Here is a 10,994-nt window from a genome sequence, read left to right as displayed (position 1 = left end):
CTTCGACCCCGGCACGCGGCAGACCGATATTGACCCGCTCTTCGCCCGCCTGCGCGCCGAACTGCCCGCCCTGACCGCCGCCGCACTGGAAGCACAGGCGGCCCTACCTCCATCCCCTGCCCCGCAAGGCCCGTTCTCCCTGCCCCGGCAGGAAGCACTGGGCCGCGAGCTGATGCAGCGCATGGGGTTTGACACCACACGCGGGCGGCTTGATGTCAGCCTGCACCCCTTCTGCGGCGGCGCAACGCATGACGTGCGCCTGACCACCCGCTACCGCGAGGATGATTTCATTCCCGCCATGATGGGTGTCATGCATGAAACCGGCCACGCCCTGTATGAAATGGGACTGCCCGATGCGTGGATTTCCCAACCCGTGGGCCAGTCCGGCGGCATGACGCTGCATGAAAGCCAGTCGCTTATCATGGAAATGCAGTTCTGCCGCTCTGCCCCGTTCACACGCTGGCTGGCACCACGCCTGCGTCAGGCATTCGACATAGCGGAAAACGCAGCGGGATGGGATGCGCAGTCCCTACACCGCCAGCTTATCCATGTGGAGCCGGGCTTTATCCGCGTGGATGCTGATGAAGTGACCTACCCGGCCCATATTCTCGCGCGATACGAGCTGGAAAAAGCGCTGGTCTCTGGCGATCTGCCGCTGGCCGAACTTCCTCAGGCGTTCAATGAGCGCATACACAGCCTGCTCGGCCTGCGCGTGCCGGATGACCGGCAGGGCTGCCTGCAGGACATTCACTGGCCTGCCGGGCTATTCGGCTACTTCCCCTGCTATGCACTGGGGGCCATGACGGCGGCCCAGCTCCGTCAGGCAGCCTGCGCACAGGTGCCTGCCATTCTGCCTGCCATTGAGCAGGGCGATTTCACCCCCCTGCTGGGCTGGCTCCGCACTCATGTGCATGGACGCGGCAGCAGTGTCGCCCTCAGGCAGATCGTGCAGGATGCCACCGGCGCGCCGCTGGGCGCAGATGCCTATCTTGCCCATCTTCGCAATCGTTACGTGGATCGCGCGCCCAATGCCTGATACAGCCCCCCGCCGTCGTTTTTCCCGCCGCCCCGCAACACGGCGGCTGGGTATTCTTGCCGCGGCACTCGCCTGCCTTGCCACCGGCCCGCAGGCATGGGCGCTGCACATGCCCAAGGAATCCGAACTGGGGCCTCAGGCCTTAACGCCCTTCATGCAATCTTCCGACCATATCTGGGATGCCGTGCTGCCCCTGCCCGATGGCCGCATGGTGCTGGAAGCTCCGGCATGGCTGGGCAATAGCGGGCCGCAGCTTTTCATTCGCACGCCCGATGGCGCAACAGCCCCCTGGCCCGCAGCGATGTGGAATACGGCACAAAGCAGCAGCGCACCAGATGCCCCCACACAGGAAGCAGCCGCCAAGCCCATTATTGCCGCAGCCGGTCTGACGCGCACCGCGCAGGGCACGCTATGGGTGCTCGATAGTGGCGTGCCCCAGCGTGAACAGCCCCCCAAAGCCGCGCCCAGACTGCTGGAAATAGACCCCACCAACAACGCGGTGGTGCGTAGCGTGCCCATTCAGGCCGACGCCCTGCAACCCGGCAGCATTCTCTCGGGCGTGGCGGTGCATGAGCACACCGCCTATGTGCCGGATTCCGGCGTGGGCGCCATTCTGGTTGTTGATCTGGACACAGGCATAAGCCGCCGCTTTCTCGACCGTCACCCAGCGCTGACAGCCACCCGCCCCATCATGACCCCGCAAGGCCCGCTGCACCATCCGAATGGCGGACTTGTGGCCATGGATGCCAGCATGATCGCGGTCAGCCCGGATGGAAGCTGGATTGTGGTGCAGCCGCCGGGTGGGTACCTCTCGCGCATTGATACCGGCATTTTCAACGACCCGCACATTACCCCCGCCGCGTTTGAGGAAAGTGTGACCCAGTGGTTCAAGACACCCAGCCTCGGCGGGCTGGTTATTGATTCGGATGGCACGCTCTACTGGTCCGACATCACAACAGGCAGCATACAGAGCTACACCACCGGGCGTATTCCGCGCAGGCTCATAACCGATGACCGCCTGCGCTGGCCCACAACACCGGGGCTGGACGGCAAAGGACATCTGTATGTCACGGCCAGTCAGGTTGACCAGAGTGGCGCGTTTGGCGGAGCCCCTTCCATGAACTGGCCCGTTACGCTCTACCAGCTCACCCTGCCCACAACGCCCCCCACCCACTAACCCCTGTCCATTTACCCCGCACCGCTCCACCCGGCGGCGGGCGGGACAAATGTTCCACAAGGCCACTTCGCGGCACACGCCATTCAGGATATACTCTCGTCCATGCGTTACATTTCGACCCGCGGGAATGCCCCCGCCCTTTCCTTCTCCGATGTGCTGCTCACCGGCCTGGCCGAGGATGGCGGGCTTTACCTGCCCGAGACATGGCCGGAATTTTCCCTTTCCGACTGGCAGGCCCTGCGCGGGCTGCCCTACCCTGAACTGGCCGCCCGTGTCATGGCGCCATTCACGGGGCCTGATATCAGCTTCGAAACCCTCAAGACCCTGTGCGAACGGGCCTATGCTGGTTTCAGTCACCCCGCCACCGTGCCGCTGACACAGGTTGATGATGGCCTGTTTGTGCAGGAACTGTTCCACGGCCCCACGCTGGCTTTCAAGGACATGGCCATGCAGGTGCTCGGCCACCTGTTTGAACATGTTCTGACCCAGCGCAACGAGCGCGTGACCATTGTGGCCGCGACTTCGGGCGATACGGGCTCCGCCGCCATTGAGGCCTGCCGCGGGCGCGAACGCCTGTCCGTTGTCATCCTGCACCCCAAAGGCCGCACCTCGGAGGTGCAGCGCCGGCAGATGACCACCGTGCTGGAACCCAACGTGACCAACCTCGCGGTGGAAGGCACGTTTGACGACTGTCAGGATCTGGTAAAGGCGCTGTTCGCGGACATGCCCTTCCGCCGGGAGATGAACCTTTCGGCCGTCAACTCCATCAACTGGGCACGTATTGCCGCCCAGATTCCCTATTATGTCCATGCGGCCCTCGCCCTTGGCGCGCCGGAGCGCGAAGTCTCCTTTGCCGTGCCCACCGGCAATTTCGGTAACATTCTGGCCGCATGGGCGGCGCGCCGCATGGGCCTGCCCATCCGCCATCTGTGCGTGGGCTCAAACCGCAACGATATCCTGACGCGCTTCCTCAACGCCAACGACATGACCATCAAAGGCGTGGTGCCCAGCCTCTCGCCCTCAATGGATATTCAGGTCTCTTCCAACTTCGAGCGTCTTCTGTTCGAACTGCTTGGACGCGACGCAAAACGCTGCGCTGAACTCATGACCGGTTTCCGCACCAGTGGCATATGGATATCCCGGCCGAGGCATGGGAGCGCGCACGCACCCTGTTTTCCGGTCTGGCTCTAGATGACGCGCAGACCGAAGCGGCTATCCGTTCCGTGCACCAGCGCTCGGGCTATCTGGCTGACCCGCACAGCGTTATCGGTATCGAGGCTGGCAGGCGGTTCCGCCAGCCGGGTATTCCCATGGTGGCGGAAGCCACGGCCCATCCGGCCAAGTTCCCGGATGCCATGGTGGCTGCAACCGGTATCCACCCGGCCCTGCCGCCCCACATGGCCGACCTGTTCGAACGCCGCGAACGCTACCGCACCGTGCCCGCGACCCAAGATGCCATCAAGGATGCTGTCCGCGCCGCCCTTGCTGGCGGCAACACGGACTGACAGGCCGCTCCACCCCATCAGGCTGCCTGCCCGGCAGCCTTTCCTTTTTTCAGGACGAGAATGACAGACCCCATCAGACAGACCCGCTTGCCCTCCGGCCTGACCGTTATCACCGAGCGCATGGAGCACGTGGAAACGGTATCTTTCGGTGCGTATGTTTCTGCTGGCACACGCAACGAAACCGCCGAAGAGAACGGTGTCTCCCATTTTCTCGAGCATATGGCTTTCAAGGGCACGCATAGCCGCTCCGCCCTGCGCATTGCCGAGGAAATTGAAAATGTGGGGGGCCATATCAATGCCTATACCGCCCGCGAGCAGACTGTTTTCTATGTCAAACTGCTCCGGGAAAACCTTGACCTCGGCATCGACATCATCGGCGATATTCTGACCCATTCCACGTTCGATGCCGCCGAACTCGAGCGCGAGCGCGGCGTGATCTTGCAGGAAATCGGTCAGGCCAACGATACGCCCGACGATATCGTGTTCGACCATTTTCAGGAAACGGCTTTCCCCGGCCAGCCCATGGGTCGCCCCACGCTCGGCACGGAAGAGCTGATCCGTTCCATGAGCCGCGAAACGCTCATGTCCTATATGGCCACGCATTACACGCCCGATAATATGGTGATTGCGGCAGCCGGCAATCTGGAGCACGAGGCCGTGCTGGAGCAGGTGCAGCGCCACTTTGCAGACCTGCCCAATGCCACCCGCCCCGCCATGACCGCCGCCCGCTACCTTGGCGGCGAATACCGCGAAAGCCGTGAGCTGGATCAGGCCCATGTGCTGCTGGGCTTTCCGTGCTCGGGCTATCAGGGGGCCGATTACTACGCCACCATGCTGCTTTCCACCGTGCTGGGTGGTGGCATGTCCTCCAGACTGTTTCAGGAAATCCGCGAAAAACGTGGGCTGGTCTATTCAGTCTATTCCTTCAGCGCACCTTTTATCGATGGCGGGCTGTTCGGCATTTATGCCGGTACCGGCGAAAAGGAATGTGCAGAGCTGATTCCCGTCACCCTTGAAGAACTGCGCAAGGTGCAGTTCAGCGTGCAGGAAGAGGAACTGGCCCGCGCGCGCGCGCAGCTCAAGGCATCGCTGCTCATGTCGTTGGAAAGCACCGGTAGCCGCTGCGAGCAGATTGCCCGCCAGCTCCAGATTTTCGGCCGGATCATTCCCACGCAGGAAACCGTAAGCCGCATCGAAGCAGTCACCACGGATGATATCCGTGCGGCAGCAGCCCGGATTTTTGCCGGAACACCTACGCTTGCAGCCCTTGGCCCCATTGGCCACATTCCCTCCCTCCAGAGCATTACGGAGAACCTGGCAGCATGACGGCCCAGACCCTGTCCCTGCTTTCCGACCTGCTCCGCCATGCCAAACAGGCTGGAGCGGACGCGGCCGAGGCCATACATGTCAGCAGCATTTCCGTGGGCGCTGGCGTGCGCAATGGCGTGACCGAGGAACTGGAGCGCTCCGAAACCACGGATATGGGGCTCAGGGTCTTTATCGGCTGCAAGAGCGCCACTGTTTCCACCTCCACGGTGGAGCCCGCCCGGTTTGAGCAACTGGCGGCACAGGCTATGGCCATGGCCCGCGTTCTGCCCGATGACCGCTATGCCGGTCTGGCCCCGCAGGCCATGACAACGCCCTGTATAGACAACGCCCTTCAGCTTAACGACCCCTCGGAACCTGATACGGCCACCCTGCTGGCCCGCGCCCGGCTGGGCGAGGATGCGGCACTGGCCATAACAGGCGTTACGAACAGTGCCGGGGCCAGTGCTTCATGCGGCCGCACACAGGTTAGCTTTGCGACCACGGGTGGATTTTCCGGTCAGTATGCCCGCAGCAGCCATTCCAACTCTGTCTGTGTACTCGCAGGCAGTGGCGAAGGCATGCAGCGCGATTACGATCACCACGGCACGCTATGGCTACGCGACCTGACAGACGCCGCCGAACTGGGCCGTAACGCAGGGCAGAAGGCCGTCGCGCGCCTCAACCCCATCCGCCCGCGCACGGGCCGCATGCCAGTTGTTTTTCACCCACGGGTGGCGGGCAGCTTTCTGAACCACTTTGCAGGAGCCATCAACGGCACAGCCATTGCGCGTGGCACGTCCTTTCTCAAGGACAAGATGGATCAGGCCCTGTTCTCCAGCGAGATCAGCATTACCGACGACCCGACCCGCATCAAGGGCCTGCGCTCGCGCCCCTTTGATGGGGAAGGCCTGCGCATGGCACCACTCAGCCTCGTGCGCGATGGTGTCCTGTCCTCATGGCTGCTGGACAGCCGCAGCGCGCGCCAGCTTGGCCTTGAAACCAACGCCCGTGCAGGGCGCGGCACCTCTGGCCCACCCTCCCCGGGGGCAACCAACCTGTTTTTCGAACCCGGCAGCCTTAGCCCGGCTGAACTCATGGCCGATATCAAGGAAGGCCTGTACATTACCGAGATGATGGGCTCGTCCATCAACGGGCTGACCGGCGATTACAGCGGGGGGCATCGGGCTTTATGATCCGCGACGGGCAGATTGCCGAAGCCGTGGCCGAGTTCACTTTGGCCGGAAATCTGCTCGAAATCTTTGCCTCCATGACACTAGCGAACGATCTGGCCTTTCGTTTTGGCACCGACGCCCCCACATTAAGGGTGGAAACCCTGAATACCGCAGGGGCCTGACCTTATTTCGTCTGAGAGTATCCGATCCGTGAGCGTTCGTTTTTTTTCCTCCGCACTGGCTATGGTAATGACCGTGAGCCTTGCCATAGGCCCCCTTGCCTCCCATGCCGATGCACGGGCTGGCAGCGGCGGCTCCATGGGAAGCCGAGGCAGCCGGACATGGAGCGCACCGCCTAGGACCAGCACATCCCCTTATGAATCGGCACCGATGGAGCGTTCCATTACGCCGCGTATGGCACCGACTGCCCCCGGATACGGCGCCATGGGGGCTGCACCGTTTGCCCGCCAAGGCATGCCCTATCAGAACCGCCACCCGTTCCTGACCGGCTTTGCGGGCGGGTTCCTTGGTGCGGGGCTGTTCGGGCTGCTTTCAGGCCATGGTTTCATGGGGGGCGTGGGCGGCATGTTCAGCTTCCTTGGGATGCTGTTGCAGGTCGGTCTGGTTGTCATGGTGGTTATGTGGCTCGTGCGCCGCTTTTCCGGTGCCGGTGGCAATGCTGGCCGCGGCATGGGCGCACAGGGACCTGCCCGTCCGGTATCGCCGCCTTTTGGCGTGCAGCAGCAGGGCGGCTCCTCGCCTGTGCAGATCACCCCTGCGGATTATCAGGCCTTCCAGCAGACACTGCTGGATATCCAGACCGCATGGAACCAGCAGAACATCCCGGCCATGCAGCAGATGGCCACGCCGGAGATGGTCTCTTACTTCAACGAGCAGCTTGCTGCACTCGCCAGTCAGGGTGCGCGCAATGTCGTCTCGGACGTGCGCTTTCTGCAAGGTGATCTGGCCGAGGCATGGTCTGAAAACGGCATGAACTATGCCACGGTCGCCATGCGCTACAGCCTGATCGATCTGACTACCAACGCCATGGGGCAGGTTATCGACGGAAGCTCGACCGAGACTGTCACCATTACGGAGCTATGGACCTTTATCCGCCCCGCACGTGGCGGGCGCTGGCTGCTTTCCGCCATACAGCAGACACGCTGAAACAGCATAGAGCTGGGCCCATAAAACAAAAGGCCGGTAGAGCGGAAACGCTCACCGGCCTTTTTTTATTGCCTGTCGTTACCAGCGCCATGCGCTGGATACCCTGCCCTTATAAGAGAGATATGGCTGGCGCGTTATGGATAGCGGCCCGCAAGAGGCAAAACAGTCTTTCAAGCCCGCAGCAACCCAAGCCCGAACATCATGCCCACCAGAACAAGCATGAATGCCAGCATGCTTCTGACTCGCTGCGTCTGCCGACGCCTTGTTTCTGTCTGCTCAGCTTGTGTGCTGATAACTGCTTGATCCATCTGGCTCATGAGAATGTCCTTTACCCAATCCAGTTCCAGCCGCGCAGGATATGATCCGCCAGCAGGCCACAGAACAGGAAGAAAAGATAAGCCAGAGAAAACCGGAACGAAATCCGGGCGGCCCTGTCACCTACAAGGCTGACACCCGTTGCATCCTGCTGTTCAAGCAGAACCCGCACGGCACAGCCAATAAAACCCAGCCCCAGCACAAGAGCCGTGGCCGTATAAAGCCAGCCGCTCAAACCCAGCACAGACGGCACAAGCGAGACCGCCAGCAGCACCAGCGTATAGCCAAAAATCTGCCAGCGTGTATGCCGCCCACCGCGCACAACCGGCAGCATGGGAATACCCGCGCGCCCGTAATCCTTGCAGGCATAAAGCGAGAGCGACCAGAAATGCGGCGGTGTCCAGAAAAACACGATCCCGAACATGACCACCGGCATAACCGCCATATGACCCGTGGCCGCAGCCCAGCCGATCATGGGCGGGAACGCCCCCGCAGCCCCACCGATCACGATGTTCTGCGGTGTCGAGCGCTTGAGCCACATGGTGTAGATAACGGCATAGAAAAAGATCGAAAATGCCAGAATGGCAGCCGCCAGCGTGTTGGTGGCAATCCACATCAGGCAAACGGACAGGCAGGACAGCCCAACGCCATAGGCCAGCGCCTCGTCCTGCGGAATACGTCCACCGGGAATGGGCCGGGTAATGGTGCGCTGCATAATGGCGTCAATATCGCGGTCGAACCACATATTGATGGCACCAGCCGCACCAGATGCCAGACAGATGCAAAAAATACTGATAGCCGCCACGAAAGGATTGAGGTGGCCCGGCGCCATGATCATCCCGGCGGCCCCCGTAAACACCACCAAGGAGATAACGCGGGGTTTGAGGAGCATCAGCCAGTCGCGCGCCTGCGTGCCAACGCGCGCAGTATCAAAACGGACGCGGCGTGTCGTCCCTTCCGGCAGTGCTGCTTCGCTCATGCCCGCTCTCCCTTGCCCATACGGCTCTGAACAGGAACCAGTGCCGCCTCGCCCGTCTGCCTCAGTGCGCCGTAGCGCAGGCCAAGACCTGCCGCCAGAATGAAGCACAGAGCCGACAGACCAAACAGCGCGCTACCAAGCACCTGCTGGCCGGGCACGAACACAAGGGCCGTGGCCACCACTGTCAGCACAAAATGCAGGCGTGCGAGCCGCCGGGGATACCAGAACCCGCCTGTCTGCCCCCGCCACAGGTAAAAGCCACCGCAGACAGCATAGAGCGCACCCAGTTGCAGGCTGAGTGCAGCCCGGCACCGTGCACAAGCTGGGCAACCCAACCGACGGATACAACAACCAGAAACCCCATACCCCACAGCAGCGGCACGCGGGGTGATACCCGGCTGCGCCACGTACCGGCCAGCCAAAGCCCGGCAAGGCTGACAGCCGAAAACGTGCACACAGCCAGCAGAATGGTGCCAACACGCAGGGCGCTGGCCTGCTCCACGCCAGAGGCCAGATCAGCCTTGGCCCAGGCAACAATGCCGGTGCCTGCCGTCGCCGCCATGACAAGAGCAACAGGTTTTTCAGAAAAGCGGCCGATACGCGCGCTCATTTCGAAAACAACGCCAAAACCGGCCAGCAGAACCACCAGCCCGATCGGCCCGGCAAAGGATTCCACCCCTACGGTTGTAGAGGCAGACAGAAGGTTCAATGAGGCCAACCCCTGCCGCACCAGATGAGCGGCAAAAACCGGCACAGCCAGCAACAGTACGGAGGCAGACAGCATTTCCCCCCACACGAAGGGAGAGAAGGCGTTGCGCGTAACACTATCCGCACGGCTGTCAAAAATCGTAACCAGAAGCGCCATGCACGCCAGCAATGTGCCTGCACACCACAGCAACGTGGCAGCGGTAGCCCCCCAGCCATGGGAGCCTGAACCCGACAGGGCGGCCCAGACCGTCAACACCATTCCTGCGGCAACCAGCCCCAGACCGGACAGGTTCAGCCATTAGCCAGCATACCGTCCCGCTGCAGGGCACCGGGTAGCCACAAAGTGCCGAATCCGCACACCATGGCAGGCACGACCACATAAAGCAGCATCAGCACAGGATGGGCCTGCTGCAACGCCGCCCAGACAGAACCAGAAGGCAGCGCCCCCATGCCCGCGAAAGCGGAAATTCCACCACCCACCAGCGCCGCAATGATAGCCAGAGCCAGCCACCCGGCTCCAAGCCCAGCATCAACCCCCGAGAGAGAACGGGCTGTGCCGAGGTTTCCGGCATGCGGGTTCTGGTCATGGATAACGGTCATGGTCTTCCTGTTTCCATCATTTCATACGCGCATGGCAGGCTGGCGCGTTACGGTTTCAAAAACGAGAAACCTTTAATCGGGCTCTTTCTAGCGTGTTCCGCCGTGTGGAACGAGCCATTCAGCCCCGCGCACATCACGCCCCTGCCACGTCACAAACGCACATATGCGTGTACAGCCGTGGCAGAACAGCGCGACAACTCGGGGCGTGCCGACATCAACCCGGCAGGTTTTCGAGCGTGACCAGCGTAAACAGACCCATGGGCGGGACAGGCTGGATGTAAGCGCGCGCCAGATCATCAGGCGGAAGCAGCGATTCCATAGCGAAATCAGGATGCCAGCCCAGCGAGCGCGAGGCCCGTGCCATGGCGTGTTCAACCGCGCCACGCACGCCGCCCGGCGCCAGAAAATGATTTACGAACAGGATATAGCCACCGGGGCGAACAACCCTTTTGAGCTCGCACAGCAGCTTGCGCGGATGCGGCACAACGGAGGCCACAAACATGGCGACAGCAATATCGAAGGAATTATCAGCAAAGCGAGTGGCTTCGGCATCCATTTCCAGCAGGTCGCGCACGGTGCCCAGATTGTCGCGCTGCACGCGCTCACGGGCCTTGGCCAGCATGTCGCTTGAAAGGTCGATACCGGTAATGGCTTTGTCCGCATTGTAATGCGGCAGGGCAAGCCCGGTGCCAACACCAACTTCCAGCACATCCGTGCCGGGCAGACCATTCACGGCCTCGACCGCACGCAGGCGGCCAAAGCGCGAAATTCCGCCAAAAGCCACGTCATAGACATTGGCCCAGCGACGATAGGCGAGTTTGACCGCTTCAGCATCGAGTGCTGAACGCGAAGGAGGAGGAACAGGCGCGCCTTCCCCGTCAGAGGGATACCCGTTCAGCATGTCGTGCATTTCCCCTGCCTGCCTGTTCGCCACTATTTCTTCAAGAGCCACTCTGCCTCTTCCTTCCCCGTTGCGGTTCGCGGCCTCTGGCCTGCGCCCGCACTGCTGCCCGCACCATGTTTCGGC

At 62.0% G+C, this 10,994-nt stretch carries 10 protein-coding genes and 2 pseudogenes; 6 read left to right on the top strand and 6 right to left on the bottom strand.

The annotated features are described in order from the left end of the window. The 6 genes and pseudogenes from JCM25143_RS09075 to JCM25143_RS09050 form a co-directional block, all read left to right on the top strand. Nucleotides 1-1,036, top strand: a 1,036-nt coding sequence (locus JCM25143_RS09075; RefSeq protein WP_025860882.1) for a gluzincin family metallopeptidase, incomplete at its 5' end; no start/stop codon positions are given. After that, a complete protein-coding gene (locus JCM25143_RS09070; RefSeq protein WP_051543148.1) occupies nt 1,029-2,213 on the top strand; it encodes an SMP-30/gluconolactonase/LRE family protein in 1,185 nt (394 codons plus the stop codon). The genes JCM25143_RS09075 and JCM25143_RS09070, both read left to right, overlap by 8 nt. A 102-nt stretch (nt 2,214-2,315) precedes the next feature. Further along, a pseudogene (thrC, locus tag JCM25143_RS18280) lies at nt 2,316-3,718 on the top strand (threonine synthase). A 60-nt stretch (nt 3,719-3,778) separates the two neighbouring features. Further along, the gene (locus JCM25143_RS09060) at nt 3,779-5,044 is read left to right on the top strand and encodes a M16 family metallopeptidase (RefSeq protein WP_025860880.1); all 1,266 of its coding nucleotides are present in this window, start codon (nt 3,779-3,781) and stop codon (nt 5,042-5,044) included. Further along, nucleotides 5,041-6,380: pseudogene (locus JCM25143_RS18275) on the top strand (TldD/PmbA family protein). Before JCM25143_RS09060 ends, JCM25143_RS18275 begins: the two are co-directional and overlap by 4 nt. 61 nt (nt 6,381-6,441) lie before the next feature. Continuing rightward, nucleotides 6,442-7,365 carry a Tim44 domain-containing protein gene (locus JCM25143_RS09050; RefSeq protein ID WP_035370847.1) on the top strand — a complete coding sequence of 308 codons (924 nt, stop codon included), beginning with the start codon at nt 6,442-6,444 and terminating at the stop codon, nt 7,363-7,365. A gap of 170 nt (nt 7,366-7,535) precedes the next feature. On the opposite strand, the gene JCM25143_RS22730 is transcribed toward JCM25143_RS09050, so the two are convergent. The 6 genes from JCM25143_RS22730 to JCM25143_RS09025 all read right to left on the bottom strand — a co-directional run bounded on the left by JCM25143_RS22730 (nt 7,536) and on the right by JCM25143_RS09025 (nt 10,877). Continuing rightward, entirely contained in the window at nt 7,536-7,682 is a 147-nt protein-coding gene (locus JCM25143_RS22730) for a hypothetical protein (RefSeq protein WP_199897853.1), read from the bottom strand. An 11-nt stretch (nt 7,683-7,693) separates the two neighbouring features. Continuing rightward, on the bottom strand, nt 7,694-8,659 hold the full coding sequence (locus JCM25143_RS09040; RefSeq protein ID WP_025860878.1) for a heme o synthase: 966 nt from the start codon (nt 8,657-8,659) through the stop codon (nt 7,694-7,696). Continuing rightward, nucleotides 8,656-8,850 (bottom strand): hypothetical protein, encoded by a 195-nt coding sequence (locus tag JCM25143_RS22000; RefSeq protein ID WP_148300073.1) that lies wholly within the window; start codon nt 8,848-8,850, stop codon nt 8,656-8,658. Before JCM25143_RS22000 ends, JCM25143_RS09040 begins: the two co-directional genes overlap by 4 nt. Further along, nucleotides 8,844-9,626 (bottom strand): heme-copper oxidase family protein, encoded by a 783-nt coding sequence (locus JCM25143_RS21995; protein ID WP_148300072.1) that lies wholly within the window; start codon nt 9,624-9,626, stop codon nt 8,844-8,846. Before JCM25143_RS21995 ends, JCM25143_RS22000 begins: the two co-directional genes overlap by 7 nt. Before the next feature lie 32 nt (nt 9,627-9,658). Beyond that, on the bottom strand, nt 9,659-9,967 hold the full coding sequence (locus tag JCM25143_RS21990) for a hypothetical protein (protein WP_148300071.1): 309 nt from the start codon (nt 9,965-9,967) through the stop codon (nt 9,659-9,661). 214 nt (nt 9,968-10,181) lie between these two features. Then, on the bottom strand, nt 10,182-10,877 hold the full coding sequence (locus tag JCM25143_RS09025) for a class I SAM-dependent methyltransferase (protein ID WP_025860876.1): 696 nt from the start codon (nt 10,875-10,877) through the stop codon (nt 10,182-10,184). Nucleotides 10,878-10,994: the final 117 nt, after the last annotated feature.

This window comes from Acetobacter papayae JCM 25143, from assembly GCF_000613285.1.
Lineage (GTDB): Bacteria > Pseudomonadota > Alphaproteobacteria > Acetobacterales > Acetobacteraceae > Acetobacter > Acetobacter papayae.
This window is presented reverse-complemented; position numbering and strand designations above follow the sequence as displayed.

Excerpts from the sequence above, each read along its gene's own strand:
- JCM25143_RS21990 (WP_148300071.1), bottom strand. The coding sequence starts at position 9,967 with ATGACCGTTATCCATGACCAGAACCCGCATGCCGGAAACCTCGGCACA.
- JCM25143_RS21995 (WP_148300072.1), bottom strand. The coding sequence starts at position 9,626 with ATGGTGTTGACGGTCTGGGCCGCCCTGTCGGGTTCAGGCTCCCATGGC.
- JCM25143_RS09040 (WP_025860878.1), bottom strand. The coding sequence starts at position 8,659 with ATGAGCGAAGCAGCACTGCCGGAAGGGACGACACGCCGCGTCCGTTTT.
- JCM25143_RS09070 (WP_051543148.1), top strand. The coding sequence starts at position 1,029 with ATGCCTGATACAGCCCCCCGCCGTCGTTTTTCCCGCCGCCCCGCAACA.
- JCM25143_RS09050 (WP_035370847.1), top strand. The coding sequence starts at position 6,442 with ATGGTAATGACCGTGAGCCTTGCCATAGGCCCCCTTGCCTCCCATGCC.
- JCM25143_RS09025 (WP_025860876.1), bottom strand. The coding sequence starts at position 10,877 with ATGCACGACATGCTGAACGGGTATCCCTCTGACGGGGAAGGCGCGCCT.
- JCM25143_RS22730 (WP_199897853.1), bottom strand. The coding sequence starts at position 7,682 with ATGAGCCAGATGGATCAAGCAGTTATCAGCACACAAGCTGAGCAGACA.
- JCM25143_RS09060 (WP_025860880.1), top strand. The coding sequence starts at position 3,779 with ATGACAGACCCCATCAGACAGACCCGCTTGCCCTCCGGCCTGACCGTT.